This is a genomic window from Ruegeria sp. CF1, assembly GCF_056537445.1.
In genome coordinates, this window is record NZ_JBQFRN010000008.1 from 1 (window position 1) to 25,209 (window position 25,209).

The 25,209-nt window shown below is 57.6% G+C and carries 26 protein-coding genes; 17 read left to right on the forward strand and 9 right to left on the reverse strand.

The genetic code is table 11. The annotated features are described in order from the left end of the window. Nucleotides 1-350: 350 nt before the first annotated feature. From ACRZ96_RS14305 to ACRZ96_RS14315, 3 genes are all read left to right on the forward strand, one after another. On the forward strand, nucleotides 351-1,505 hold the full coding sequence (locus ACRZ96_RS14305) for a phosphoserine transaminase (protein WP_480771722.1): 1,155 nt from the start codon (nucleotides 351-353) through the stop codon (nucleotides 1,503-1,505). Between the two features lie 58 nt (nucleotides 1,506-1,563). Next, nucleotides 1,564-3,159 (forward strand): phosphoglycerate dehydrogenase, encoded by a 1,596-nt coding sequence (gene serA / locus ACRZ96_RS14310; RefSeq protein WP_480814770.1) that lies wholly within the window; start codon nucleotides 1,564-1,566, stop codon nucleotides 3,157-3,159. A 124-nt stretch (nucleotides 3,160-3,283) separates the two neighbouring features. Continuing rightward, nucleotides 3,284-4,012: a metallophosphoesterase family protein gene (locus tag ACRZ96_RS14315; RefSeq protein WP_480771721.1), complete on the forward strand. Its 729-nt coding sequence runs from the start codon at nucleotides 3,284-3,286 to the stop codon at nucleotides 4,010-4,012. Nucleotides 4,013-4,015: 3 nt separating this feature from the next. Here ACRZ96_RS14315 and ACRZ96_RS14320 read toward each other — a convergent pair whose 3' ends face one another. The 3 genes from ACRZ96_RS14320 to ACRZ96_RS14330 all read right to left on the reverse strand — a co-directional run bounded on the left by ACRZ96_RS14320 (nucleotide 4,016) and on the right by ACRZ96_RS14330 (nucleotide 7,678). Further along, a complete protein-coding gene (locus ACRZ96_RS14320) occupies nucleotides 4,016-5,533 on the reverse strand; it encodes a malonate--CoA ligase (RefSeq protein ID WP_480814771.1) in 1,518 nt (505 codons plus the stop codon). A 78-nt stretch (nucleotides 5,534-5,611) separates the two neighbouring features. Further along, nucleotides 5,612-6,316: a GntR family transcriptional regulator gene (locus tag ACRZ96_RS14325; RefSeq protein WP_170399103.1), complete on the reverse strand. Its 705-nt coding sequence runs from the start codon at nucleotides 6,314-6,316 to the stop codon at nucleotides 5,612-5,614. 6 nt (nucleotides 6,317-6,322) lie between these two features. Next, on the reverse strand, nucleotides 6,323-7,678 hold the full coding sequence (locus ACRZ96_RS14330) for a formimidoylglutamate deiminase (RefSeq protein WP_480814772.1): 1,356 nt from the start codon (nucleotides 7,676-7,678) through the stop codon (nucleotides 6,323-6,325). An 81-nt stretch (nucleotides 7,679-7,759) separates the two neighbouring features. Between ACRZ96_RS14330 and hutI the strand changes: the two genes are divergently transcribed. The 8 genes from hutI (at nucleotide 7,760) to ACRZ96_RS14370 (ending at nucleotide 15,047) form a co-directional block, all read left to right on the forward strand. Next, complete coding sequence (hutI, locus tag ACRZ96_RS14335; protein ID WP_480762952.1) at nucleotides 7,760-8,965, forward strand: imidazolonepropionase; 1,206 nt, start codon at nucleotides 7,760-7,762, stop codon at nucleotides 8,963-8,965. After that, entirely contained in the window at nucleotides 8,962-10,497 is a 1,536-nt protein-coding gene (gene hutH / locus ACRZ96_RS14340; protein WP_480705925.1) for a histidine ammonia-lyase, read from the forward strand. The genes hutI and hutH overlap by 4 nt, the downstream gene beginning before the upstream one ends. Next, nucleotides 10,497-11,288, forward strand: a complete 792-nt coding sequence (hutG, locus tag ACRZ96_RS14345; protein ID WP_480705923.1) for an N-formylglutamate deformylase — start codon at nucleotides 10,497-10,499, stop codon at nucleotides 11,286-11,288. Before hutH ends, hutG begins: the two co-directional genes overlap by 1 nt. Before the next feature lies 1 nt (nucleotide 11,289). Further along, on the forward strand, nucleotides 11,290-12,972 hold the full coding sequence (gene hutU / locus ACRZ96_RS14350) for a urocanate hydratase (protein WP_480814773.1): 1,683 nt from the start codon (nucleotides 11,290-11,292) through the stop codon (nucleotides 12,970-12,972). 68 nt (nucleotides 12,973-13,040) lie between these two features. Then, nucleotides 13,041-13,919 (forward strand): phosphoserine phosphatase SerB, encoded by an 879-nt coding sequence (gene serB, locus ACRZ96_RS14355; RefSeq protein WP_170399090.1) that lies wholly within the window; start codon nucleotides 13,041-13,043, stop codon nucleotides 13,917-13,919. Between the two features lie 39 nt (nucleotides 13,920-13,958). Further along, complete coding sequence (locus tag ACRZ96_RS14360) at nucleotides 13,959-14,288, forward strand: metalloregulator ArsR/SmtB family transcription factor (RefSeq protein WP_170399088.1); 330 nt, start codon at nucleotides 13,959-13,961, stop codon at nucleotides 14,286-14,288. Continuing rightward, nucleotides 14,276-14,704 carry an SRPBCC family protein gene (locus ACRZ96_RS14365; protein ID WP_170399086.1) on the forward strand — a complete coding sequence of 143 codons (429 nt, stop codon included), beginning with the start codon at nucleotides 14,276-14,278 and terminating at the stop codon, nucleotides 14,702-14,704. The genes ACRZ96_RS14360 and ACRZ96_RS14365 overlap by 13 nt, the downstream gene beginning before the upstream one ends. A 22-nt stretch (nucleotides 14,705-14,726) precedes the next feature. Next, nucleotides 14,727-15,047, forward strand: a complete 321-nt coding sequence (locus tag ACRZ96_RS14370; protein ID WP_170399083.1) for a YciI family protein — start codon at nucleotides 14,727-14,729, stop codon at nucleotides 15,045-15,047. A gap of 3 nt (nucleotides 15,048-15,050) precedes the next feature. Here ACRZ96_RS14370 and ACRZ96_RS14375 read toward each other — a convergent pair whose 3' ends face one another. Beyond that, on the reverse strand, nucleotides 15,051-16,049 hold the full coding sequence (locus ACRZ96_RS14375; RefSeq protein WP_480814774.1) for an asparaginase: 999 nt from the start codon (nucleotides 16,047-16,049) through the stop codon (nucleotides 15,051-15,053). A gap of 179 nt (nucleotides 16,050-16,228) precedes the next feature. Here ACRZ96_RS14375 and ACRZ96_RS14380 point away from each other — a divergent pair, with 179 nt between their 5' ends. The 5 genes from ACRZ96_RS14380 (at nucleotide 16,229) to ACRZ96_RS14400 (ending at nucleotide 19,701) form a co-directional block, all read left to right on the forward strand. Beyond that, complete coding sequence (locus tag ACRZ96_RS14380) at nucleotides 16,229-16,762, forward strand: invasion associated locus B family protein (RefSeq protein WP_170399079.1); 534 nt, start codon at nucleotides 16,229-16,231, stop codon at nucleotides 16,760-16,762. Nucleotides 16,763-16,938: 176 nt separating this feature from the next. After that, nucleotides 16,939-17,109, forward strand: coding sequence for a hypothetical protein (locus ACRZ96_RS14385; protein ID WP_170399076.1), 171 nt, complete (start codon nucleotides 16,939-16,941; stop codon nucleotides 17,107-17,109). A gap of 157 nt (nucleotides 17,110-17,266) precedes the next feature. Further along, nucleotides 17,267-17,587 (forward strand): lysozyme inhibitor LprI family protein, encoded by a 321-nt coding sequence (locus ACRZ96_RS14390; RefSeq protein ID WP_170406843.1) that lies wholly within the window; start codon nucleotides 17,267-17,269, stop codon nucleotides 17,585-17,587. 77 nt (nucleotides 17,588-17,664) lie between these two features. Continuing rightward, complete coding sequence (gene rlmN, locus ACRZ96_RS14395) at nucleotides 17,665-18,852, forward strand: dual-specificity RNA methyltransferase RlmN (protein WP_480814775.1); 1,188 nt, start codon at nucleotides 17,665-17,667, stop codon at nucleotides 18,850-18,852. 225 nt (nucleotides 18,853-19,077) lie between these two features. Next, complete coding sequence (locus ACRZ96_RS14400) at nucleotides 19,078-19,701, forward strand: cytochrome P460 family protein (protein ID WP_170425939.1); 624 nt, start codon at nucleotides 19,078-19,080, stop codon at nucleotides 19,699-19,701. 3 nt (nucleotides 19,702-19,704) lie between these two features. Here ACRZ96_RS14400 and ACRZ96_RS14405 read toward each other — a convergent pair whose 3' ends face one another. From ACRZ96_RS14405 to ACRZ96_RS14415, 3 genes are all read right to left on the reverse strand, one after another. Then, on the reverse strand, nucleotides 19,705-21,363 hold the full coding sequence (locus ACRZ96_RS14405) for a U32 family peptidase (protein WP_170646781.1): 1,659 nt from the start codon (nucleotides 21,361-21,363) through the stop codon (nucleotides 19,705-19,707). A gap of 63 nt (nucleotides 21,364-21,426) precedes the next feature. Beyond that, nucleotides 21,427-21,771 (reverse strand): hypothetical protein, encoded by a 345-nt coding sequence (locus tag ACRZ96_RS14410; RefSeq protein ID WP_170406831.1) that lies wholly within the window; start codon nucleotides 21,769-21,771, stop codon nucleotides 21,427-21,429. Next, nucleotides 21,768-22,685, reverse strand: coding sequence for a J domain-containing protein (locus tag ACRZ96_RS14415; protein WP_170646780.1), 918 nt, complete (start codon nucleotides 22,683-22,685; stop codon nucleotides 21,768-21,770). The genes ACRZ96_RS14410 and ACRZ96_RS14415 overlap by 4 nt, the downstream gene beginning before the upstream one ends. A 157-nt stretch (nucleotides 22,686-22,842) precedes the next feature. Between ACRZ96_RS14415 and ACRZ96_RS14420 the strand changes: the two genes are divergently transcribed. Then, nucleotides 22,843-23,226, forward strand: coding sequence for a hypothetical protein (locus ACRZ96_RS14420; RefSeq protein WP_170399056.1), 384 nt, complete (start codon nucleotides 22,843-22,845; stop codon nucleotides 23,224-23,226). On the opposite strand, the gene ACRZ96_RS14425 is transcribed toward ACRZ96_RS14420, so the two are convergent. Then, nucleotides 23,227-24,324 (reverse strand): cystathionine gamma-lyase, encoded by a 1,098-nt coding sequence (locus tag ACRZ96_RS14425; protein WP_480814776.1) that lies wholly within the window; start codon nucleotides 24,322-24,324, stop codon nucleotides 23,227-23,229. A 3-nt stretch (nucleotides 24,325-24,327) separates the two neighbouring features. Next, on the reverse strand, nucleotides 24,328-25,170 hold the full coding sequence (locus tag ACRZ96_RS14430; RefSeq protein ID WP_170399048.1) for an LOG family protein: 843 nt from the start codon (nucleotides 25,168-25,170) through the stop codon (nucleotides 24,328-24,330). Between the last annotated feature and the right edge of the window lie 39 nt (nucleotides 25,171-25,209).

Consider the following 25,209-nt stretch of genomic DNA (forward strand, 5'->3'; position numbering starts at 1 on the left):
CCTACACCCGTGAACAGGCCTGCTTCCCCCCAGGCTCCATGGGCGTCGACAAATACTGGTCCCCCGTCAACCGCGTCGACAACGCATACGGCGACAGAAACCTCATCTGCACATGCCCGCCAATGACCGAATACATGGACGCAGCTGAATAAACCTCAATCAATAAACCCCCGCCAACTGGCGGGGGTTTTCGCCCATCGGAAACCTGTGTTCCGATCTGAGCCTATTTCCAGTGTCGTTTTCCGCTGATGAAGCGTCTTTTACGCTTGCTGCAGGTGCAAACGACCCATACCTCTGTGCGTGGGACACCCCTCCCCAACGAGGGGCGTGTATCTGGAAGGGTAATACACATGACTATCGAACAACCGGCGACGCGGCCGGCCAACCCGCGTTTTTCCTCGGGCCCCTGTGCCAAGCCCCCCACATTTGATCTGACCAAACTGGCGGATGCCGCCTTGGGCCGCTCGCATCGGGCTGCTGTCGGCAAGGACAAGCTGAAGGCGGCCATTGAAGGCACGCGAGAGATTCTAGGCATACCGGCGGATTATCGCATCGGCATTGTACCAGCCTCGGACACCGGTGCAGTTGAGATGGCGCTTTGGTCTTTGCTGGGTGAGCGTAAAGTTGAAATGCTGGCCTGGGAAAGCTTTGGCGCGGGTTGGGTGACTGATGTGGTCAAGCAACTGAAAATCGACGCTGAAGTGAAAACCGCCGAGTACGGGCAGATCATTGATCTCGCGTCCGTCGATTTCGCCAACGATGTGGTGTTCACATGGAACGGAACGACTTCGGGTGTGCGGGTCCCAGATGGCGACTGGATTGCCGATGATCGTCAGGGTCTGACGATCTGTGACGCGACATCCGCTGCGTTCGCGATGGACTTGCCATGGGACAAGTTGGATGTGACAACGTTCAGCTGGCAGAAGGTACTAGGCGGAGAGGCGGCTCATGGGATGCTTATCCTGTCTCCGCGCGCGGTCGAGCGCTTGGAGAGTTACACCCCGTCATGGCCATTGCCGAAGATCTTCCGCCTGACCAAAGGTGGCAAGCTGATTGATGGGATATTCACCGGCGCGACGATCAACACACCCTCAATGCTTGCGGTTGAGGATTACCTTTTCGCGTTGGATTGGGCGCGTTCAGTCGGAGGCTTGCAGGGGCTGATTGCTCGTGCGAATGCCAATGCTGGCGCGGTTCATGCGTTCTGCGACCAAAATGACTGGATCGCCAATCTGGCCGAAGACTCGACAACTCAATCAAATACGTCGGTCTGTCTGAAGTTCACCGATACGCGCATTCAAGATGGTGCCGTTTTTGCCAAAGCCGTCGCCAGACGGCTTGAGGCCGAAAACATTGCGCTTGATATCGGTGCCTATCGCGACGCCCCTGCGGGTCTGCGCATCTGGTGCGGCGGCACGGTTGAGACATCAGATATCGAGGCGATGCTGCCCTGGCTTGCATGGGCTTTTGAAGCCGAGATTGCAGCGCAAACCGAAGCTGCCTGACCTTTTCTACCGGGCCGCATCCGGCCCGGACCTTCCACAATGTTCAAGGACCAAAAATATGGCTCCCAAAGTACTCGTCTCTGACAAGCTGAGCGAAACCGCCGTACAAATCTTCCGCGACCGTGGCATCGACGTGGATTTCATGCCCGATCTGGGAAAGGACAAAGACAAGCTGGCCGAGGTGATCGGTCAGTATGACGGCCTCGCCATCCGTTCTGCCACCAAAGTCACGCCAACCATTCTGGAGAAAGCAGACAAGTTAAAAGTCATTGGTCGTGCCGGGATCGGCACCGACAATATCGACAAGGATGCGGCCTCGAAAAAAGGCGTGATCGTGATGAACACACCGTTCGGCAACATGATCACCACCGCCGAGCATGCCATCGCGATGATGTTTGCCGTGGCGCGGCAGATCCCCGAAGCCAGCACCTCGACCCATGCGGGTAAGTGGGAAAAGTCCAAGTTCATGGGGATTGAGCTGACCAACAAGACCCTGGGCGTGATCGGCGCGGGCAACATTGGTGGCATCGTATGCGAGCGTGCTTTGGGTCTGAAGATGAAGGTCGTCGCCTATGATCCCTACCTTGGCGAAGAGAAAGCCGCGCAGATGGGTGTGGAAAAGGTCGAACTGGACGAGCTTCTGGCCCGCGCTGACTTTATCACTCTGCACGTGCCGCTGACCGATCAGACGCGCAATATCCTCAGCCGTGAGAATCTGGCCAAGACCAAGAAAGGCGTGCGCATTGTCAACTGCGCCCGTGGCGGTCTGGTCGACGAGGACGCGCTGGCCGAGGCGTTGCAATCGGGTCATGTCGCCGGTGCGGCCTTTGACGTGTTCAGTGAGGAACCGGCCAAGGAGAACGCCCTGTTCAACCTACCCAATGTGGTTTGCACACCGCACTTGGGTGCGGCCACGACTGAGGCGCAGGAGAACGTGGCGCTGCAAGTGGCCGAGCAGATCTCGAATTACCTGCTGACCGGAGCGGTCGAGAACGCACTGAACATGCCCAGTGTGACGGCAGAGGAGGCCAAGGTCATGGGGCCGTGGATCAAGCTGGCCGGGCATCTGGGCAGCTTCATTGGTCAGATGACGGATGAGCCGATCAAGGCAATCAACATCCTCTATGACGGTGTCGCTGCGAACATGAACCTGGCTGCGTTGAATTGTTCGGTCGTTGCCGGAATCATGAAGAAATTCAATCCCGAGGTGAACATGGTCTCGGCCCCGGTTGTCGCGCGAGAGCGTGGCATCCAGATATCGACGACCAATCAGGACAAATCCGGTGCGTTCGAAGGCTATATCAAGGTCACTGTGGTGACGGAAAAGCGTGAACGCTCAATCGGTGGCACGGTGTTCAGTGACGGCAAGCCGCGGTTTATTCAGATCAAGGGCATCAATATCGATGCCGAGATCGGGGCGCATATGCTCTATACGACTAACGAAGACGTGCCGGGCATCATTGGTGCTTTAGGACAGGCCATGGGCGAGAACGATGTGAACATCGCGAACTTTACTCTTGGACGATCCGAAGCCGGCGGTGAGGCGATTGCGTTGCTTTATGTTGATGAACCGGTACCAGCCGAGGCGCGCGCCAAACTCGCCGAGACAGGTCTGTTTACTCAGATCAAACCGTTGGAGTTTGACGTGGCCTGACGGTCGCTGTTGAACTTCTGTGACAGATTGATGCCCGCGCTTGTCCAAAGCGTGGGCATCGCCTTTTCAAAGTGCTGATTTTGCGCCAGAAGTGCGGCAATCACCATTGCCCGAGGGGAAGCTGATGACCAATCCGATCTACGCAATTGGAGATTTGCACGGCCGCGTGGATGAGTTCGAGCGCTCCTTGGCGCTGATCGAACGCGATGGCGGCCCCGATGCCGAGATCGTGTATCTGGGCGATTACGTTGATCGGGGCCCCGACAGCCGGGGCGTTCTGGATCGGCTGATCGCTGGTCGCGATGCGGGCAAGCGCTGGATCACTCTGCTGGGCAACCATGACCGGATGTTTTCATGGTTCCTCGAAGATGTCCCGCGTCACGATCCGCATATGTTGGTCGGATATCATTGGCTGCACGAGCGGTTGGGTGGTGTAGAAACACTACAAAGCTATGGCGTGTTATTCGATCAGCAGACTCGGCTCGAGGATCTGCATGCAACAGCGCGGGGTGCGGTTCCCGATGCGCATCGGATATTTCTACAAGGGCTCATCTCCATGCATCAAACGCGCGAGATTGCTTTTGTCCATGCGGGCATTCGGCCCGGTATTCCGCTGAGCGAACAACGGGAAAATGATCTGGTCTGGATCAGGCAAACCTTTCACAACCACCGAGATCCGCATCCGAAACTGATCGTCCATGGGCATACACCGGTGGATCAATCAACGCATTACGGCAATCGCATCAACCTGGATAGCGGCGCAGGGTATGGCCGCCCGGTTGGCGTTGCGGTGTTCGAAGGACAGGATTGCTGGTTGTTGACGGACAAGGGTCGCGTTGCGCTTTTGCCTTGAATATCAGGTCTTGGTGAAAAGGTCTTTGCAGCGGTCACGCAGGATGTTCTTTTGCACCTTGCCCATTGTGTTGCGGGGGAGCTCGTCCAGCAAGATCAACTGGCGGGGATGTTTGAACCTGGCGAGCGCGTCCCGAACCGCACCCATGATGGCCTCGATATCTGGCGTGTGACAGGGGGCAGGAACCAGAATGCCAACCGGGGTTTCTCCGAAATCCGGATGCGGGACGCCAATTACCGCGCTTTCCAGCACGCCGGGTTGCTCGTCTAGCAGCAGCTCGATCTCTTTGGGGTAGATATTATACCCGCCCGAGATGATCAGGTCTTTCTCGCGCCCGACGATATGGACATAGCCGTCCTCGTCGATCCGACCCAGATCGCCAGTGATGAAGAACCCGTCTTCACGCAGTTCTGCGGCGGTTTTGTCGGGCATTTGCCAGTAGCCCCGAAACACATTGGGACCGCGCACCTCGATGATGCCGATCTCACCATCTGCTAGGGTTTGACCTGTTTTGGGGTCTGTGACCTTCAGTTCAACATCCGGCAGGGGAAATCCGACCGTTCCCGCTCGGCGTTCGCCGTCGTAGGGGTTAGAAGTGTTCATGTTCGTCTCGGTCATGCCATAGCGTTCCAGAATGCGATGACCTGTACGGTCTTCAAATTGAACGTGGGTATCTGCCAGCAAAGGCGCTGAACCTGAGATGAACAGCCGCATATCCTGAGTCAGATCTTGGGCGAAGCGGTCGTCGCTTAGCAGGCGGGTGTAAAACGTCGGCACCCCCATCATCGCCGTTGCCTGTGGCATCAGGCGTAACATATCTTCCAGGTCGAACTTCGGCAGAAATATCATCGACCCGCCCGATGCGAGGACGACATTTGTCGCAACAAACAGTCCATGCGTGTGAAAGATCGGCAGCGCGTGCAACAGCACGTCATCATCTGTGAATCGCCATTCCTGCACAAGGGTCTCCGCGTTCGACAGCAGATTCGCCTGCGTCAGCATTGCCCCTTTCGAACGCCCCGTCGTGCCTGAAGTATATAGAAACGCAGCCAGATCATCTTCGGATCGGTGGGCCGGCTGAAAGGCCGGAAGCATCCCAAGTGCACGCCGCATCAGGCTACCTGAACCGTCGGCGTTCAGTGTTTCAAGCCGGGCATTGTTCTTTTGCGCGATCTCGGCAAGCCCTGCCTCGTTTGCCTCATCGCACACCACTAGTGAGGCTCCGCTGTTTTCGATGAAATAGCTTAGCTCTTGCGTCGTATAGCCCGTATTGAGAGGTAGAAAGATCAGCCCCGATTGGACACAGGCGGCATAAAGCGCCAGTGCCTCAACGGATTTCTCCACCTGCACCGCCACGCGGTCGCCCGGTTCCATTTCCAGTCCTGTCATGGTGTTGGCCAGACGGGCCGCCGTGTCCAGAAACGTGGCATGGGTCAAAGTCTGACCATCCGGAAGGTGCAAAAATGGCGTATCCTTGCCTGCATGGATGCCCAGCAAACGATCATAAAGCGGGTTGCCCATCCCGATATCCTTTCCAGCAGACGCGCACATTCTGCAGCAAATCTGTCGTGGAATTGGGGAAGCGTAAAGCCCGGACAATCAGAACTCGGTTGTCATCCGATATCCGGCTGCAAAATACATCTTGGCAAACGTTACCGGCTGACCCTGCAGCCATGTGATACGCTCGGCAGTAAAAACGGGTTCACCCTCGGGAACGTCCAGAAAACCGGCCAAAGTGGTATCGGCGCGGCTGGCCAGAAAGGTCAACTCGACATTGGTGAACGGGACAGTTTGCACCAGCCAGTCATTGGGTCCGACGCTAGAGAAATCTGCCTGCGTGACCTGAGGTACGCTGTCTATCACGATCCAGCGGTCTTCGAACTGAAAAGGTGAATTGCCGGAGAAATGCATGCATCGCACGTGCATCACACTTTGATCAGCACGTAGGGCCAACCGGGCCGCCAGCCAGTCTGGGGCGATCTGCGTTTCACATGACACAAGAGCGTAGCGATAGGTTCCGCCCGCCGCTTCGATTTCATCTCGGACCAGAGGAATTGTGAAGCGCGCCTGTCGCTGCGGTGCGCTAAGGACCCGGGTGCCTGCCTTTCGGCGCCGTTCAAGAAACCCTTCATCCGCCAGTTCCCGCAGTGCTCTGTTGACTGTGGTGCGGGTGCACGAAAACTCGACCGCTAATTCTTGCTCATTGGGAAGCAGAGCGTCGGGCTGCAATTCGCCCGAGCGGATTCGGCGCAGGACGGTTTGCTTAATGTCTTTGTAGCTGGTTGTGTCGCTGGTTTGGGTCATATCAGTTCAGATGTCTTCCAAAAGGTCATTCATCGCGGCACGATAATTGTTCAGGATCGCACCGCGGGCGATATGCCGCCCGCCGCGCACCTGATGTCGCCCGGCAGACCAAAGGTCGGTCACTGTTCCGTCAGGCGCGGCAAAGCTCAGGCCGTCAATCAATTGATCGTCGCGCAAAGTACACAGGGTGGGGTGACTTCGATCGATCGCAACCAGATCGGCCAGATGACCTATTGCGATCTCTCCGGCGTCGCGCCCCAGCGCCTGTGCGCCACCGCGGGCGGCTCCGGTATACAGCGTTTGACCGACCGAGCCTTCGCCACGTACCAGCACAGTGCGGGCCTTGTCGCGCAGACGTTGAGAATACTCCAGCGTACGCAATTCCTCGGGCAGTGAAATACGCACATTCGAGTCTGAACCGACACCAAAGGCACCGCCCTGCTCGATGTAGACGGCACCATTGAAAATACCATCCCCCAGATTGGCCTCTGTGATCGGGCACAGACCGGCCACAGCCCCGGATCGGGCAAGAGCGCGGGTTTCATCGTCTGTCATATGAGTTGCATGGATCAGGCACCATCGTTCGTTCACATCCACGTTGCTCAGCAGCCAATCTACCGGTCGTTGACCCAGAGCGGCTTCTACATCCGTGACCTCCTTCTCTTGTTCAGAGATGTGGATGTGCACAGGGCCACGCGGGGTAGCGTTCAGCACTTGCCGTAGGTCATCAGGCGAGGTCGCACGCAGAGAGTGCGGTGCGATGCCGATCTGGCTGTCTGCATAAGGCATCAGCGGCTTACAGTCCTCGACAAGCTGCAGGAACCTTTCCACCTCATTGCCGAACCGCAATTGACCGCCGGTTAGAGGCTCTTGCGCGACGCCGCCATAGGTGTAGAGCACCGGTAGATGTGTCAATCCAATCCCGGTTTGGCTGGCCGCCGAGAAGATGCGCTGACTCAGCTCAGACAACTGCGCATAAGGCGTGCCGCCGGGTTGGTGGTGGACGTAGTGGAATTCCCCGACCGCAGCATACCCGGCCTCCTGCATCTCCATATAGACCAATGCGGCAATGGACTCGATCTGTGCAGGAGTGAGGCGGTCCAGAAATCGGTACATCAAGGTACGCCAGGTCCAGAAGCTTTCGCGCCCTGCTACGCGCGTTTCGGTCATGCCCGCCATGGCGCGTTGAAAGGCATGGCTGTGCAGGTTCGCCAAAGCGGGCAGCAACACGTCGACCCGAGTGTCTTCGGGATTTGGCTCGGTCCCTGATTTCAGCGCAGCGATCCGACCGTCTTCGATTTCGACTCGTAGGTTGTGCACCCACTCAGAGCCTAACAGGGCCGTTTTGGCATGAACCGTCATCGTAATTCCATTTTGTGTAGACTTTATATTTTTAGCCGTATACGAAAAAATCAAGCGCAGGGGGAGCCCAAAAGAATCGCCATGACGAAAAAAACTGTTCTTCGTAGCAAACATGTAGCCACCATGGGGGGCGACCAACCTTATGGGATGATCGAGGATGGTGCGATTGCCATCGATGGGTCGGAAATCGTTTGGGTTGGCGCTCGGTCGGCAATGCCGCCGTCATATGCCGAGTGGCCGCAGAACGACTATGGTGACCGCTTGATCACGCCTGCTCTGATTGACGCTCATACTCATGTTGTGTTTGGCGGCAACCGCGCGGTTGAGTTCGAAATGCGCCTGAAGGGCGCGACCTACGAAGAAATTGCCCGCGCGGGTGGAGGCATCCTGTCGACCGTACACGGCACGCGGGCAGCAACAGAAGAAGAGCTGCTTGCAGGCGCGCTTTCGCGCGTGGACGCATTGCTGGCCGAAGGTGTGTCCTGCATCGAGGTGAAGTCGGGTTATGGGCTCGATGCCGAAACCGAACTGCGTATGTTGCGCGCGGCGCGCCGTATTGCGCGGGAGCGCCCTATTCGGGTCAATACCAGTTTTCTTGGCGCACATGCCGTTCCGCCAGAATATGCGGGTCGGGATGACGCCTATATTGACGAGGTCTGCATTCCGACACTGCGCGCGGCCCATGCCGAAGGGCTGGTGGACGCGGTGGATGGGTTCTGCGAAGGCATTGCATTTGATCCCACACAGATCGAACGGGTTTTTGTTGTCGCGCAAGAGCTTGGCCTACCGGTGAAGCTGCATGCTGAGCAACTTTCGAATCTAGGTGGGGCTAAGCTGGCGGCAGCTTACGGAGCGCTATCCGCTGATCATATCGAATATTTGGACGCCGACGGCGTTACCGCCATGGCTGGGGCCGGAACGGTCGCGGTCCTGCTGCCCGGCGCGTTTTATACGCTGCATGAAACGCAAGCTCCGCCGATTGAATTGTTGCGCCAGAAGAATGTTCCCATGGCACTGGCGACCGATTGCAATCCGGGGTCCTCACCCCTGACTTCTCTGCTGCTAACAATGAACATGGGGTGCACTTTGTTTCGCATGACGCCTGAAGAAGCATTGGCAGGTGTTACCCACGTCGCGGCCCGCGCTTTGGGTCTGGATGATACCGGCGTGATCGCGCCCGGATTGCGCGCTGATCTGGCCGTCTGGGATGCTACTCACCCTGCAGAACTGTCCTATCGCATCGGTTTCAACCCTCTGCATAAACGTATTTTTGGAGGTCTGGAATGACACCTCTGTTGCTTGTCCCCGGTCAGGTTTCGCTGGATCAGCTTGCCCAGATCTACTGGACCGAAGCCGCCATTTCGCTTGACGCCACCTGCCAACCCAAGGTTGAGGTCGCTGCTGCCCGCATTGCGCAGGCTGCCGAAGGGACCGAGCCCGTCTATGGCGTCAACACCGGCTTTGGCAAACTGGCGAGTCACAAGATTGCGGCCAAAGATACCTCAACCCTGCAGCGCAACCTGATCCTCAGCCATTGTTGCGGGGTGGGTCCGGCAGTGCCGCGTCGTCTGGCGCGGCTGATGATGTCACTGAAGTTGCTGTCATTCGGCCGAGGTGCTTCGGGTGTCCGCTGGGAACTTGTCGAATTGCTGCAACAGATGCTGGCGTGTGGTGTGACACCTGTGATCCCGGCACAGGGTTCGGTCGGCGCGTCTGGCGATCTTGCGCCACTGGCCCATATGACCGCTGTGGTGATCGGTGAGGGCGAGGCAGAGGTGAACGGTGTTGTTATGCCGGGTGCAGAGGCTCTGAAAACAGCTGGGCTAGAGCCGATTCAACTTGGTCCAAAGGAGGGCCTTGCGTTCATCAACGGGACGCAATTTTCGACTGCCTTTGCTCTGGCCGGATTGTTCGAAGGTTGGCGTTCAGCACAAAATGCGCTGGTGATTTCGGCGGCTTCAACTGATGCGATCATGGGATCCACCGCCCCTCTGCAACCCGAGATTCACACGCTGCGCGGGCATCGTGGGCAGATTGAAGCGGCGGCGGCGATGCGGGCCACTCTGGAGGGCTCTGAGATCCGCGAAAGTCACCGTGATGGGGATACGCGAGTGCAGGATCCATATTGCATCCGCTGCCAACCACAGGTGACCGGCGCAGCGATGGATGTGATCCGGCAGGCGTCCGCAACTCTTGTAACTGAGGCCAACGCGGCCACTGATAATCCGCTGGTTCTGACCGATCCGGATGCAATTGTTTCGGGCGGGAATTTCCACGCCGAGCCGGTAGGCTTTGCCGCCGATATGATTGCTTTGGCCCTGTCAGAGATCGGGGCGATCGCACAGCGTCGGATCGCATTAATGGTCGACCCGGCGCTTAGCTTTGATCTGCCGCCCTTCCTGACGCCCGAGCCGGGGCTGAACTCGGGTCTGATGATCGCCGAGGTCACGACGGCTGCGTTGATGAGCGAGAACAAACATCTGGCCAACCCATGTGTGACCGACAGCACACCTACATCGGCCAATCAGGAAGACCACGTCTCGATGGCGGCGCACGGGGCGCGGCGTTTAGGCCGGATGGTTGATAATTTGAACTATATTCTGGGGATCGAACTGCTCTGCGCCGCGCAAGGCATCGAGTTCCGCGCACCTCTTGCGACCAGCAAAGCGCTGACCAGCGTGGTTGGGCGTTTGCGCGACGATATCCCGTCGCTTGGCGATGATCGCTATCTGGCGCCTGAATTGGAAACCGCGAAGTCCCTAGTCGAAAGCGGAACTATTTTGCAGGCAGCTGCAATGCCCATGCCGGAGCTGTCGTGATGCAGGTTTTCAGTGTTCAGCGTGGCGATGGGCCCATCGTGCTGGGACAGCCGCATGGCGGCACGTATGTGCCCGACGACATTGCTGCGCGACTGAATGCGAATGGGCAGGTTCTGGCGGATACGGATTGGCATATCAATCAGCTCTACGATGGGCTCATTGCCAACGCGACGGTCGTGCAATCCCATATCCACCGCTATGTCATTGACGCTAATCGAGACCCTGCGGGTGTATCATTGTATCCTGGGCAGAACACAACAACTCTGGTGCCGTTGACCGATTTCGACGGTCAGCCGATCTGGGCCGAGGGGCAGGAGCCCTCAATCGATGAGATCGAGGTACGTCGAACCGCCTACCACGCGCCCTACCACAACGCGCTTGAGCAAGAGCTTGAAAGGGTGCGGGCAATACACGGGGTTGCGATCCTGTTTGACTGCCACTCGATCCGCAGCAAGATTCCGTTCCTCTTTGAAGGCACCCTGCCGGATATGAACATCGGCACGGATGGTGGCGCGACCTGTGCCCCCGGCATTGAGGCCGCGGCCTATGAATTTTCGCATTCCTCCCCTTACAGCACCGTCCTGAACGGGCGATTCCGAGGGGGTTGGACGACCCGCCACTATGGCCGTCCTGATGAAGGCCAACACGCGATCCAGATGGAGCTGGCGCAATCTACCTATCTGTCCGCCGAAACCCCTCCGTGGGCGTTTGACGAGGCGAAAGCCAAGCGCCTGCGTCGCTGGTTGGTGGATATTCTCGACGCCATCCAAGACACTGCATTGGAGCTTTGACATGACCGATCCTCGCAAGAATACCCGCGATATCTATCCGCCCACCGGCCCCGAACTGAACGCAAAAAGCTGGGTGACCGAGGCGCCCTTGCGGATGATGATGAACAACCTGCACCCGGACGTGGCCGAAAACCCGCACGAACTGGTGGTTTATGGCGGCATCGGTCGCGCGGCGCGGACATGGAACGATTTCGACCGGATCGTCGCAGGGCTGAAAGATCTGGAAGAGGATGAAACCCTGATCGTCCAGTCGGGCAAACCGGTGGCGATCATCCGCACCCATAAGGATGCGCCTCGAGTTCTGATCGCCAACTCAAACATCGTGCCTCATTGGGCCAATTGGGATCACTTCAACGAGCTCGATAAGAAGGGGCTGATGATGTACGGCCAGATGACGGCCGGTTCGTGGATCTATATCGGTACGCAGGGCATCGTACAGGGCACCTATGAAACCTTTGCCGAGGCTGGCCGTCAGCACTATGGCGGCGACTTGACTGGCAAGTGGATTCTGACTGGCGGTCTGGGCGGCATGGGTGGCGCACAGCCTTTGGCGGCAGTGTTCGCCGGGGCCAGTTGTTTGGCGGTCGAGTGCAATCCGGATTCTATCGATTTCCGCCTGCGCACCAAGTATCTGGACGAAAAAGCCGAGACTCTCGAAGAAGCGCTTGAGATGATCGACCGCTGGACCAAGGCGGGCGAGGCGAAATCTGTGGGTCTGCTAGGCAATGCGGCTGAGGTGTTCCCCGAAATTTATGCGCGGATGCAGGCCGGTGGCATGCGCCCCGATATCGTCACTGACCAAACCAGCGCCCATGACCCGATCAATGGGTATCTGCCGATTGGCTGGAGCATGGCGCAGTGGAAGGACAAGCGCGAAACTGATCCTAAAGCGGTTGAAAAGGCCGCCCGTGCCTCGATGAAACAGCATGTCGCTGCAATGGTCGATTTCTGGAACGCGGGCGTTCCGACGCTGGATTACGGCAACAACATCCGTCAGGTGGCGCAGGATGAAGGCTTGGAGAATGCCTTTGCCTTCCCCGGCTTTGTGCCCGCCTATATCCGGCCGCTGTTCTGCAAGGGCATCGGCCCGTTCCGCTGGTGTGCATTGTCGGGTGACCCCGAGGATATCTACAAGACCGACGCCAAGATGAAGGAGCTGTTCCCCGAGAACGAGCATCTGCATCGTTGGCTGGATATGGCGCAGGAACGCATTGCGTTTCAGGGTCTGCCCGCACGTATATGCTGGATCGGCCTTGGAGATCGCCACCGCGCGGGGTTGGCCTTCAACGAAATGGTTGCCAATGGCGAGTTGAAAGCGCCTGTTGTCATTGGGCGTGATCATTTGGACTCGGGCTCGGTCGCCAGCCCGAACCGCGAGACCGAGGCGATGCTGGACGGCTCGGACGCGGTGTCGGATTGGCCGCTGTTGAACGCTCTGATCAATACGGCCAGCGGTGCGACCTGGGTCTCGCTGCATCACGGCGGCGGCGTTGGTATGGGCTTCAGCCAGCACGCGGGTGTGGTGATCTGTGCAGATGGTACCGAAGATGCCGCACGGCGATTGGAGCGTGTTCTGTGGAACGATCCCGCCTCGGGGGTCTGGCGCCACGCGGATGCGGGGTATGAGATCGCCAAGGACTGCGCCCGCGAACATGGGCTGCGCCTGCCTGGTATTCTCGGTTAGATCAATCTGCCTCTGGTGAAAATGCTGCACCTGCGATATCCCGCAGGTGCGCTAATCGGAGGCCTGATATGTATGTAGCTACTCTGCTGACCAACCCTGCGGCCCCTTCTTTAGAGGCGACGTTGGTTGAGTCGTTGCGGAATGCATGGGGCGGGGGTGATGCGAACTGGCTGAGCCTCGATGAGGCGGCCGAGTTTTCCCTGCCAGAAATTCCCGACAATCGCTGGGACGTTTGGGGCGAGTTGCAAGAGATGGGCGTGGACCTGGTCGTGCAAAAAGCTGACGGTCGCCGGAAAAAGATGCTGCTGGCCGATATGGACAGCACTATGATCCAACAGGAATGCATCGATGAACTGGCGGATGAGGCTGGTGTCGGTGATCGGGTCAAGGACATCACCGCGCGAGCAATGAACGGCGAGCTGGATTTCGAAGGTGCGCTGACTGAGCGTGTGGGCTTATTGAAAGGGCTGGATGAAAGCGTGATCGGCAAGGTTCTGAATGAACGGATCACGCTGATGCCCGGCGGCAAGGCGTTACTTGCCACGATGCGCGCGAATGGGGTCTATGCAGCGCTGGTCTCGGGTGGGTTCACGGCTTTTACGGCTAAGGTCGCCGAAGAGCTTGGGTTTGATGAGAACCGGGCGAATACATTGCTGGCTGAGGATGGCAAGCTTACCGGTGACGTGAAGCGGCCCATTCTTGGGCGACAGGCCAAAATAGAGGCTTTGGAGCAGATCACAACACGCCTAGGTATCTCCGAGGTTGACGTGATTGCCGTTGGCGATGGAGCGAATGATCTGGGAATGTTGGGTCGGGCGGGGACGGGTGTCGCGTTGCACGCCAAGCCTTCGGTCGCTGCCGAATGTGATGTCCGCATAAATCACGGCGATCTGACAGCGTTGTTGTATCTGCAGGGCTATGGCAGGTCAGAATTTCAAGGCCTCTAAGGGGCTTCCTTTAATTTAACTATTGTGTTAAATAAAGCCATGAATACGCTTCTGGTCACATTCTCCGCTTTGTCTGATGCCACTCGGTTCTCGATTGTCGAGCAACTGATGGACGAAGGCGAACTGCCCGTCGGTAATTTGATAGAAGGCAAGGGCATGTCAGGGGCCGCGATCTCGCGCCATTTGAAGGTTTTGCGCGAGGCCGGGTTGGTGCAGCAGCGGGTACACGGCACGCAACGGATGTACTCGGTGCAGCCCGAGGGTCTGCGCGCGATAGCCGAATGGACGATTTCGAAACGACATTTCTGGGAAAGCAGCCTCGACCGTTTGGAAGAGCTTATTGAAAGGGAAAATTCATGGCCGACCTGAAACTGGAACGAGATTTTCCCGTTAGTCCCGAGGTCCTGTTCGCATGGGTCAGCGATGGTGCGAAGCTTCTGCAGTGGTGGGGGCCCGAAGGGTTGCATGTACCGGAACATGATCTCGACTTTTCGCGCATTGGTCCGTGGTATTCGGTTATGCAGAATGGCGAGGGTCAGCAGTTCAAAGTCTCGGGTCACGTTACCCATATCGATCGACCAAAATCTGTTGGATTTACGTGGGCTTGGCATGACGATCAGGACCAGCGCGGTGCGGAAAGCCATGTGACCTTTTCGGTTACCGCGACCAACAGCGGATCACGGCTGGTGGTTGATCACCGTGAACTTGTCGATGCCGAGTCGGCCACGAACCACAACGAAGGCTGGACATCTTCGCTGCGCAAACTCGAAGCACTTTGCAAATAGGTTTTCATCAGGGAGGAGCGATATGCCCCAATATTTGTTTGTTTATCACGGGGGTCACACCCCAACCGATCCCGCCGAGATCGAGGCGACCATGGCCGCTTGGGGCGCTTGGTTTCAGGAAATCGGCGGCTCATTAGAGATTCCGGGAAATCCTGTAGGCCAGTCCTACACGGTCAGCAGTGGTGGGATCGAAGACAATGGTGGTGCAAACCCGGCCTCGGGTTTCACGGTGGTCAAGGCTGATAGCATTGACGCCGCAACCGAGATGGCCAAGGGTTGCCCGATGGTTGTGAACGGCTCGGGTTCGGTCGAGGTGGCCGAGGTCCACGAGATCGAGATGTAATCCTCAGCCGGGGAAGCCCGGTGCAGGTTTGATAGCGCCGCATTCCAGCCCACGACGGCTGTATTGCGTGGCGTTCATGAATTTGCGAGTGGCCGGGTGATCGGCCTCTAGCACATCTAAATGCACTAGAATCGCGGCGATGGCGCATTCGCTGGCGCGGGTAGTGCCGTCAGTGATTTTTAGCGCAACGCCCATGCGCTTTTCAGGGATGATGGCAACAAAGACGGCCTCGGCCCCTGTCTTGATTGCAACGCGCCCGTTCATCGCTCGCATCAACTCGGTACAAGCGCGGGTTTCACCTGCGACAAGTTCGGGATGTTTCACCATCGCTTCTGTGAGCTGCACCGCTGCTTCGCTGGAGCGGTCCGAACGGTCTGCGGCAGAGGCAAACCAGGCCATCGATCGCGCAAGCCCTACCAGTGATGTCGCAAAATTTGGGGCGGAGCAACCATCGATCCCATAGGTTGGGCTGGTCTCGCCAGTGGTTTCCTCGATGGCAGACAGGCAGGCCTGCTGAACTGGATGGTCGATTTCCAAGTATTCCGGCCCGGCCCCCATATGCTGCGTCAAAGTCAGGAAACCGCAATGCTTGCCTGAGCAATTGTTGTGAATCTGGCAGGGTGTATCGTCCGCAAGAATCAACCCGTCGCGGGCCGCCATGTCGGCAGGTTCCTGTGGACCGCAGCGCAGATCGGGCTCGGACAGACCGAGATGATCGAGCCATGCGGACACGCGGTCAGTATGGATATGCGCCCCGTTATGTGAAGCACAGGCCAAGGCCAGATGCTCGCCGTTCAAACCGTATTTTGCAGCCGCACCCGAGGTAATCAGCGGCAGGGCCTGGATCATTTTGGCCGAGGAACGGGGATAGATCACCGCGTTTGGATCACCCCAGCTGCGCACGATCTGACCACTATCGTCACAGACCACTGCATGGCCCATATGCAGGCTTTCCAACAGTGACCCGCGCCAGAGTTCTGTCATTGGTACGGCTTGTGTCATGTCCACCCCATCAATCATGCGCAAAAATCTGCCAATCGCCCTTTCGCCTGTGGCGAAACCTGCGTTAGTGTGTGTATGTCGACAATCATCGGAATACGCAACTGAACAGACGAACCGGCAGAGTTCGCACGTATTTCCGATGGGTATGAGGTAATAGGTCGGGCTAGGAGGCTGAACCGATGGGATTAAAGCTCGTCCGCGTGATCGCGGGCCTGTGCATGGCAGGAATGGCGACAACGGCAATTGCGCAGCAGGCGACTAGTACCAATCGCGTCGCTGCAAAAACGGACTGGAGCGTGTTTGTCGAGGACGACCCAACCGAATGCTGGAGCGTTTCTGCCCCGAAAGAGACCGTGAACACACGCGGTGGCCGGGTCGTTTCCGTTCGGCGCAGCGATATCCTGCTGTTTGTGTTCTATCGCCCGAATGCCGAGGTTAAAGGGCAGGTGACCTTTACCGGCGGCTATCCGTTTGCGTCTGGTTCTACTGTCAATCTGGTTGTCGATGGCAGCGAGTTCGAGCTGTTCACCGATGGTGAGTGGGCATGGCCTGCGACCGCCTCGGACGATGCCAAGATCGTCACAGCGATGAAGCGCGGAAGTGAGGCGGTGCTGACCGCCCGTTCGGAACGTGGTACGCAGACCAAAGACACCTTCTCGTTGCTGGGCTTTACGGCCGCGATTGAAGACGCGGAAACGCGCTGCACGAACTAAGCCACAAGCAGATCAAATTCCGAAACCCCGCTTTCCGGCGGGGTTTTATTTGTTTGGTCCGATCCAGTGTGTTTTCAGAAATTTACGCCACGTAGAGCGGTGTTTCTTGATCCGTGTCAAAGCCTGCTTCCCCGTTTTCTGAACTAATTAGTTCAGAATTTGTTGAGGAGTCGGCAATGAACTTAAGCAAAAACCTGGCAGTGCTCTTGATGGCGTCTGCGGTGATCCTTGCAGGTTGTGAGAAAGGATCGGAAACCTATCCGATAACGGGTGAGCAATGTGGTCCGGAAGATCCCGTAAAGACCCTGGATGCAGAAGATTGCTACATCCCGCCAGCAGTAAACTAACAACAATGGGCCGCTTAAGTTTCTGCTTTAGTGGCCCATCTTGATTGGGCGCGCATCTTGATCTGTGATAGACAGATATCTCTGTCTGGAGGATTGATGGATGCGATGGGCGTTAGTTTTTTTGATGTTTCCGATATCCGCAATTGCGGATCCAACTATGGAGTGTATTGACGCCGGTTCGCAGGTGGAAATTGGATCTTGTGTTTCGAATATGGAATTGCGGGTAAACACAGCGATAGACTCCAGCTATTCGCTGGCGCTCGGCTCCGCACAAGAACTGGACGAGGTCACCGGACGGGTCGTCGCTGTGCCTGCGCTGGAGGCCTCGCAAAACGCGTGGGTGGCCTATCGCGATGCGCAGTGCGAAGCGGTAGGTGCTTCGTTCGGCGGAGGATCGGGTACGGGGATCGCCATCACAGCCTGTCGGGTTGACCTTGGCCGGGCGCGGGTTGACGAATTGTTGCGTTACGCAAATTGAAGCACGAATTCTTTTGATCTTTACGTGTGTTCCTATATAGAGGCGCATCCCAAGCCAGAATCCACCGAGATACGCCAATGTCGCCCAAAGCGCCGATCACTCAAGACGTCATGTCCATCCCCCGCAAACTGCCCGAGGGGAAGATGAACCTTGTCGGTTTGACCCGCGATCGATTGCGTGAGGCGCTAATTGAACACGGCACGCCCGAAAAGCAGGCGAAGATGCGCACGGGGCAGATTTGGCAATGGATCTACCAATGGGGTGTGCGTGATTTTGGTGAGATGACCAATCTGGCCAAGGCCTATCGCACGCAACTGGCCGAGCAGTTCGTAATCGAAATCCCCGAAGTCGTGACCCGCCAGGTTTCAGAGGACGGCACCCGCAAGTATCTGTGCCGCATCGCGGGCGGGCATGAGGTTGAGGTTGTCTATATCCCTGAAGATGATCGCGGAACGCTATGCATCTCATCTCAGGTGGGCTGTACGCTGACTTGTTCCTTCTGCCACACGGGCACGCAGAAATTGGTGCGCAACCTGACAGCGGCCGAAATTGTCGGGCAGGTCATGATGGCGCGTGACGATCTTGAGGAATGGCCAACACCGGGTGCGCCCAAAGATGAAACACGCCTGCTGTCAAATATCGTGCTGATGGGTATGGGCGAGCCGCTTTACAACTTTGAAAACGTCCGTGACGCAATGAAGATCGCGATGGACCCCGAGGGGATTTCTCTGTCCCGTCGCCGCATCACGCTGTCGACCTCGGGTGTGGTACCCGAGATCGCGCGCACGGCTGAAGAAATTGGATGCCTGTTGGCGATCTCGTTCCACGCCACCACTGATGAAACTCGCGACATACTTGTTCCGATCAACAAGCGCTGGAATATCGAGGAACTGCTGCAGGCGTTGGCCAGCTATCCCAACGCGTCGAATTCTGAACGGATCACGTTCGAATACGTGATGCTGGATGGCGTGAACGACAGCGACGAAGACGCGCATCGTCTGATCGCTCATATCAAGCGCCATAACATCCCGGCCAAGATCAACCTGATCCCGTTCAACGAATGGCCGGGCGCGCCCTACAAGCGCAGCTCGAACAATCGCATCCGGGCCTTTGCCAACATCATCTATCAGGCGGGCTATGCCTCACCCATCCGCAAAACGCGGGGTGAGGATATCATGGCGGCCTGCGGCCAGTTAAAATCGGCCACCGAACGGGCCCGGAAATCGCGAAAGCAGATCGAGGCTGAAGCCGGGCTAAACCGCTAAGGGCATGCGCCGTGGCTTCACGCGAAAAACTTAATGAATTGAGTGCTGTTTCCTTGTTCAAAATTTGGTATCTTCGGCGCAGACCCGCTCTGGATGGGGAACTCACCGACAGACACAAGGTGGTGAGATTGCCGGGGCGGTGCTGGTAACACCAATTAAGGCCGCTACCATTATTCTGAAGCAAAGCGGCATTTAGGCGAACTGATCAGTCAGGGAGGCCACAATATGATTGTAAGTCACCGGCAAGTCTTGGGTATCGCGGCTGTTCTGGCGATCTCGGGATTTGTTCTCCACGCGGCATCTGCTCAGACCAAAGATCAGGATGCGCATTTGGCGATTGAAAACCCAGCTGATCTGACCAAGGAGCAAGCGCAGAAACACTATCAGTCATTGATACGACGCATGTCGCGGGGTTATGCGGCGGCACAGATGGACTTGATCCGAAACTATCAGAACTGGCCTTTGTTCAACGATGCGCCCTACATCTCGGCCACGCATGGGCAGCGCTATGTCAACAGCTATGCGAACCGCATGGCCCACAACTACGGCACATTGCAAGAAGGCGAAGAGCTACCTGCAGGCTCGGTCCTGGCCAAAGACAGTATGACTGTCACAGATGAGGGCAATATCCATCCCGGTGCCCTGTTCGTGATGGAGAAACTGCCAGAAGGCACCAACCCGGAAACAGCCGACTGGCGTTATATCATGGTGATGCCGGACGGTTCGCTGTTCGGTGATACGATGGGCTTTCGCGCGTCAGAGGTCGATTATTGCCATGTCTGCCACGAGGCCGTCGCGGACCGGGACTATACGTTTTACGTACCCGAAGAGTATCGTGTCGCAGAGTGATCTTCAGGCCGCAGGATCAGGCAGCTTCAGCTCGGTCGCTTCCTGACGACTGAGTTGCTCACCCTGTTTGCGTTTGGATAGGACCTCGCGGGCGAGCGCGTATTTCTCATCCTGCCAGAAGATCAAACAGCCGTTGCAGCCTTTGCCGCAACAACCCTCGGTTCCGATACGATTGGTTTTGAAGCGGCGCTCATTGCCGTCTTCGCCGATTTTCTCGACCAGCTCGTCACGACGGCGGGTATAGGCCTTAGGGTTGTCGCGACCTGAGGTTTCCAGCCCCTGCACCAGCTTGTCAAACCGAATGCGACTCCAGTGTTCGTCGGTCAGGGCACGTTCTTTGCGCAGGACGGAGTAGACCGGGAAACGGGTGCGCAGATCGTCGATATCCTCGTGATCGAACAGGGTGAAAGGAAGGCGGATGATGGTTTTGGTACTGCCATGCACAACGTCCAGCCGCGCCCCATCATGAGCGCGTTCAAAGTCATAGACCCGCAGCAGAACCGTCTCGCGCGAAATCGGAGAGACGAAATCCAATACATCCCCCGGTTCCAGCTTGTTTTTTACCTCGACCAGAAAGGCATCCTCGGTCACCTCGGTGACGATCCCGGCATATTCCCACTGCGCGATCGAGGCTGTGTGTTCGTAGTCATGTGCATAATTGGTCAGGCGGCCTTCGTGGAAAGCCAGCGTGTAGCCGCGGTTCCCGACTGTTTCGAGTTCACGCATATAGGGCTTCGGGTCCCAGTTCTCGGGGTCGGCGTGATAGTCGTCGATGGCCATACGATAGGCGCGCGCGACGATGGCGGCATAATACTCCGATTTGCCGCGCCCTTCGACTTTCAGACTGTCGACACCGATCTTCAAGTATTCATCCAGCTTGGGCATGATACACAGGTCGCGGGAATTGAGGATGTAGGATCCCCGATCATCCTCTTCGATGGGCATCAAATCACCGGGGCGACAGCCTTCTTCCAGCAGGAATTCGAATAGGTCGGCGTTTTCATCGGTGATGCGCAGCTCCTGATGCGTGCCATCTTTGAGGCGCAGTTTCAGGCCATAGTTCCAGCGGCAGGAATTGGCGCAGTTGCCCTGATTGGCCCCGCGTTCGGCCATGAAGTTCGACAGTAGGCAGCGGCCCGAATAGGTCATGCACATGGCCCCGTGCACAAACGCCTCAAGCTTGATATCGGGGCATTTCTCGCGAATCTCGACCAATTCGGGGTATGAGACTTCGCGGGCCAGAACCACAAGCTCGGCCCCCTGATCCTGCCAGAACTTCACCGACAACCACGAACAGATATTGGCTTGCGTCGAGATATGCAGCGGCAGTTCCGGCGCGCGTTCGCGGACGTATTGGAACACTCCGGGGTCGGCGATGATCAGCCCGTCAGGTTTCACCGTGCGGACAGTGTCGATGTATTCGTCCAGCTTCGGAATGTCCTTATTGTGCGAGAACAGGTTCAGCGTCAGGTACGCGCGCCGGCCATGGTTGTGGCAGAACTCGACTCCCTCTATCACCTCTTCCAGCGAGAACTCGGACTTTGTCCGCAGCGACATATCCGGTGTGCCCAGATAGACCGCATCCGCGCCATAGAGGATGGCGAGTTTCAACTTACGCAGATTGCCCGCAGGCATCAGCAATTCGGATCTGAACTGGGTCATGGGGATACCGGGCTAAGGATCAAGGGCGCCTTCTACGCCAAAATCCCGGCTCCCAAAACCCCGTTAACTGCGACGGAATCGCGCTGTTCCGATCACTTCGATCAGTTGTTGGCGAACCGGTTCCGGTTGCGCCTCGACCGCGTTCAAAACCTCGCGCAGTTCGGCGCGCAGCCCATGCATCTGGTCGATCAGAGAGATCATCATCGATAGTGCATCGGCCTCCATGTCGTACTGGTCATGCAGTTCGCATGCCAGTTCCAGACGAGCAACGTCGATACGCTGATATCGCAGCCCTTGCTCCGATTGCTCGGGGATCACGATCTCAGCGGCCAGATATTCGGTCAGGCGATCCGAAGTCAGGCGGGCGATGGCGTCGATCAGTTCGGCTTCGGTCAATGTGCGGCTCATGACGGCATTCCTTTGCGCGGATCATAGCCGTGGGTTTCGCGCCATGTCTCCATGAAGTGCTTCAATTCATCGTCTACCTTGTCTGGCATTGCGACGGTCAGTTCAATGAACTGATCGCCCCGCTCGGACGAGCCGCGTTTCTTGACCCCTTTGCCACGCAGGCGCAGGGTTTTGCCGCTGCTGGTCCCCGCTGGGACACTGACATTGACGCCACCGTCGATGGTGGGGGCGGGAACCTTGCCACCCAGAACGGCCTCATCAATGGTGATGGGCAGCGTGATGTGGATGTCATCGCCCTGACGGTCGAACACCGGGTGATCCGCAACCGAGATCGTCACAAGCGCATCGCCGGGAGGCCCATCGCCGTACCCCGGGGCCCCTTTGCCACGCAGGCGGATGGTTTGCCCGGTCGTGATACCCGCAGGTATCTTCACTTCAATCCGGTTCCCATCTGGCAGGGTCAATTTCTGACTGGCTCCAAAAACGGCGTCAAGAAAGCTGATCTGCAGCGAGTAGTTCAGGTTGTGGCCCGGTGCATGGAACTCCTGCGCGCGCTGTCCATATCCACCCCGCCCGCGCATGAATTCGGCAAAGATGTCGGACATATCGTCCTGTTCAGCCGCGTGACCGCGATAAGGGTTGCCAGCAGCCTCGGCATATTCGCGATAATACTGCTGCTGCGGACGTTCCTGACCCGACGCATCAATTTCGCCATTGTCGTAGCGTTTGCGCGTCTCGGGGTCTTTCAGCAGGTCATAAGCAGCAGCAGCGGCTTTGAACTTGGCCTCTGCCTCGGCATCGCCCGGCTTGAGGTCCGGGTGGCATTCTTTGGCGATCTTCCGATAGGCTTTCTTGATCTCGGCATCGCTGGCGTCTTTGGCGACGCCAAGTACGGAATAGGGATCGTCGCTCATCTTGCCTCTCGTCGATGTGGGGTTTGGCCTTGATGAAGGTATTTTATCAATTGATTTCAACAGGTCAAAAAGAAGAGGCGGCTAAATTGTCTCGTAAATCTGTCAAGCTCTGCTAATATTAAGATGTTTCAGATTGATCATTGACGGAGATCACCCCATGACGCGCAGGCTCAAATCGGTGCTGGCATTGCTGGCTGGGAACGCCATCGGGCTGTTGTTGGCCAGTTTGCTGCTGTCAGAGTTTGCGATCCGACCGATTTCCTTCATCGTGGTGGTAGTCGTGTTCACCCTGGTCCAGGTGATAGCCGAACCGCTGATCCTGAAGCTGGGGGAAAAGAAGGCACCGGCGCTGAAGGGCGGAATTGCCTTGATCGTGACCTTTGTTGGCCTTCTGGTCACCGATCTGATCACATCCGGTCTGACCATTGGCGGTATCTCAAATCTGTTGGCCGCAACCTTGCTGGTATGGTTGGGCGCTCTGATCGGCAGTATTGTGCTGCCGATCTACGTGTTTCCCGAACTGCGCGACCCTAAGAAATAGTCATATCGCGTCTAAACTGGCCTCGATGGCCTGCCACAACTCGTCCACCGGTTCGCACCCCACGGACAGGCGGATGAAAGCAGGATCGACAGCATCCCCCCAACGGGCGCGCCGCTCGGCCGAACTGTGGACGCCGCCGAAGGATGTAGCCGGACGCAGCAGTGGGCAGCTGTTGATGAACTGTTCGGCTTTGGTCTCGGTCTCAAGCGTGATGCTTAGCAGAAACCCGAAGCGCGTGGTTTGAGCCGTCGCCAATGTGTGCGCCGGATCATCGGTCAGTCCGGGATAGCGGATCTGTTTCACGGCCGGGTGCGCCGCCAGCCGCTCAGCCAGTATTTGTGCTGAGCTACACATCCGATCAAACCGCACATCCAGAGTCTCCAAACCCCGATGTAGCAACCACGCTTCATGTGGCCCCGGGATCGCACCGGAGACGCGGCGCCATTCCTCAACTCGCTCCATGATTTGCGGATTGCGGCTGGCTAAATGACCCATCAACAGGTCCGAATGCCCACCCATCGCTTTGGTATCTGAACTCACAACCACATCAACGCCAAGGTCCAGTGGGCGCTGGCCCAATGGGGTCATCGTTGTGTTGTCGGCGATGGTGATGCCGCCGGCCTCGCGCACGGCCTTGGCGATTACTGGCAGCTCAAGCATGTCCAGACCGGGGTTCGAGGGGCTTTCTAGAAACACCACATCGAATTCATCAAAGCCACCTTCGGCAAAGTCGGTGGTTGGGCGTTCGATAACCGAGACGCCCAGATTTGACAGGAACCGATCAGCCAAAAGGCGCGTCACATAATACCCGTCGGACGGGATCAGCAGCCGCGACCCGGCTTGGACCGTCGCAAACAAGGCCGCCGAAATCGCACCCATACCCGAAGGAAAGCTGAGGCAGGGTGCATCTTCGAGATGCGACAGAACGTGTTCCAGATGCAACCAGGTCGGGTTGTCGACCCGGCCATAGCTGGCATGCCCATCCGGCGCACCGGGCAGATGGTACATGCTGCTTTGGGTCAGCGGCAGGGCCACAGGCTCGCCCTTGTTCAGGGCATTCCCGCGCAAGTGCAACATTTCGCCGGTCTTCGGGCTCATGGCTCAGCGCCCCGGTATTTCATCGCGTGGGGGCGCGGGTTCCCAATTCTCGATGATCTCGACCGCCTCTTGCGCGGTGTCGACAAAGCGGAACAGGTCAAGATCTTCGTCCGAGATGGTGCCCGCATCAGCCAGAGCCTCCCAGTTGATAACCTTTTCCCAGAACTCACGCCCGAACAGCAGGAAAGGGACGCGATCCATGCGGCCGGTCTGGATCAAGGTCAGGGATTCGAACAGCTCATCCATGGTGCCGAAGCCGCCGGGGAAGATGGTGATGGCGCGAGCGCGCATAAGGAAGTGCATCTTGCGGATGGCGAAGTAGTGGAAATTGAAGCTGAGATCAGGCGTCACGTATAGGTTCGGAGCCTGCTCGTGCGGAAGCACGATGTTCAGGCCGATCGAACACCCGCCTGCATCCTGTGCACCACGGTTACCCGCCTCCATCACGCCGGGGCCGCCACCGGTGACGATCACATTTTCGCGGCAGCCCGTCTGATTTGATTTCTCTGTCATCAGACGCGCAAACTCGCGCGCCTCATCGTAGTATTTCGACAGCCCGGCCAAGGTCTCGGTCCGCGCTGTGTGTTTCTGAGCGGGTTCCGGAATGCGCGCGCCACCGAACATGACGATGGTCGAGGTGATCTCACGCTCGGTCATGATCATCTCGGGCTTCAGCAGCTCCAGTTGCAGCCGCACGGGGCGCAGCTCATCCCGGCACAGGAAGTCATCATCAGCGAAGGCAAGGCGATAGGCCGAAGACCGCGTCTGCGGGGTATCCGGTACCTCGCTTGCGGTCGAGCGGTCGGTCTGTGCGTCGCGAAAGGGGCTGAGGCGATCTTCTCTCATAAACGGGGTTCCCTGCTTGCGTGTTTCCAAAACAGCTAT

Bases quoted from the DNA above. Each gene is read 5' to 3' on its own strand.
- ACRZ96_RS14305 (WP_480771722.1), top strand. From the start codon at position 351: ATGACTATCGAACAACCGGCGACGCGGCCGGCCAACCCGCGTTTTTCC.
- serA (WP_480814770.1), top strand. From the start codon at position 1,564: ATGGCTCCCAAAGTACTCGTCTCTGACAAGCTGAGCGAAACCGCCGTA.
- ACRZ96_RS14315 (WP_480771721.1), top strand. From the start codon at position 3,284: ATGACCAATCCGATCTACGCAATTGGAGATTTGCACGGCCGCGTGGAT.
- ACRZ96_RS14320 (WP_480814771.1), bottom strand. From the start codon at position 5,533: ATGGGCAACCCGCTTTATGATCGTTTGCTGGGCATCCATGCAGGCAAG.
- ACRZ96_RS14325 (WP_170399103.1), bottom strand. From the start codon at position 6,316: ATGACCCAAACCAGCGACACAACCAGCTACAAAGACATTAAGCAAACC.
- ACRZ96_RS14330 (WP_480814772.1), bottom strand. From the start codon at position 7,678: ATGACGGTTCATGCCAAAACGGCCCTGTTAGGCTCTGAGTGGGTGCAC.
- hutI (WP_480762952.1), top strand. From the start codon at position 7,760: ATGACGAAAAAAACTGTTCTTCGTAGCAAACATGTAGCCACCATGGGG.
- hutH (WP_480705925.1), top strand. From the start codon at position 8,962: ATGACACCTCTGTTGCTTGTCCCCGGTCAGGTTTCGCTGGATCAGCTT.
- hutG (WP_480705923.1), top strand. From the start codon at position 10,497: ATGCAGGTTTTCAGTGTTCAGCGTGGCGATGGGCCCATCGTGCTGGGA.
- hutU (WP_480814773.1), top strand. From the start codon at position 11,290: ATGACCGATCCTCGCAAGAATACCCGCGATATCTATCCGCCCACCGGC.
- serB (WP_170399090.1), top strand. From the start codon at position 13,041: ATGTATGTAGCTACTCTGCTGACCAACCCTGCGGCCCCTTCTTTAGAG.
- ACRZ96_RS14360 (WP_170399088.1), top strand. From the start codon at position 13,959: ATGAATACGCTTCTGGTCACATTCTCCGCTTTGTCTGATGCCACTCGG.
- ACRZ96_RS14365 (WP_170399086.1), top strand. From the start codon at position 14,276: ATGGCCGACCTGAAACTGGAACGAGATTTTCCCGTTAGTCCCGAGGTC.
- ACRZ96_RS14370 (WP_170399083.1), top strand. From the start codon at position 14,727: ATGCCCCAATATTTGTTTGTTTATCACGGGGGTCACACCCCAACCGAT.
- ACRZ96_RS14375 (WP_480814774.1), bottom strand. From the start codon at position 16,049: ATGACACAAGCCGTACCAATGACAGAACTCTGGCGCGGGTCACTGTTG.
- ACRZ96_RS14380 (WP_170399079.1), top strand. From the start codon at position 16,229: ATGGGATTAAAGCTCGTCCGCGTGATCGCGGGCCTGTGCATGGCAGGA.
- ACRZ96_RS14385 (WP_170399076.1), top strand. From the start codon at position 16,939: ATGAACTTAAGCAAAAACCTGGCAGTGCTCTTGATGGCGTCTGCGGTG.
- ACRZ96_RS14390 (WP_170406843.1), top strand. From the start codon at position 17,267: ATGGAGTGTATTGACGCCGGTTCGCAGGTGGAAATTGGATCTTGTGTT.
- rlmN (WP_480814775.1), top strand. From the start codon at position 17,665: ATGTCGCCCAAAGCGCCGATCACTCAAGACGTCATGTCCATCCCCCGC.
- ACRZ96_RS14400 (WP_170425939.1), top strand. From the start codon at position 19,078: ATGATTGTAAGTCACCGGCAAGTCTTGGGTATCGCGGCTGTTCTGGCG.
- ACRZ96_RS14405 (WP_170646781.1), bottom strand. From the start codon at position 21,363: ATGACCCAGTTCAGATCCGAATTGCTGATGCCTGCGGGCAATCTGCGT.
- ACRZ96_RS14410 (WP_170406831.1), bottom strand. From the start codon at position 21,771: ATGAGCCGCACATTGACCGAAGCCGAACTGATCGACGCCATCGCCCGC.
- ACRZ96_RS14415 (WP_170646780.1), bottom strand. From the start codon at position 22,685: ATGAGCGACGATCCCTATTCCGTACTTGGCGTCGCCAAAGACGCCAGC.
- ACRZ96_RS14420 (WP_170399056.1), top strand. From the start codon at position 22,843: ATGACGCGCAGGCTCAAATCGGTGCTGGCATTGCTGGCTGGGAACGCC.
- ACRZ96_RS14425 (WP_480814776.1), bottom strand. From the start codon at position 24,324: ATGAGCCCGAAGACCGGCGAAATGTTGCACTTGCGCGGGAATGCCCTG.
- ACRZ96_RS14430 (WP_170399048.1), bottom strand. From the start codon at position 25,170: ATGAGAGAAGATCGCCTCAGCCCCTTTCGCGACGCACAGACCGACCGC.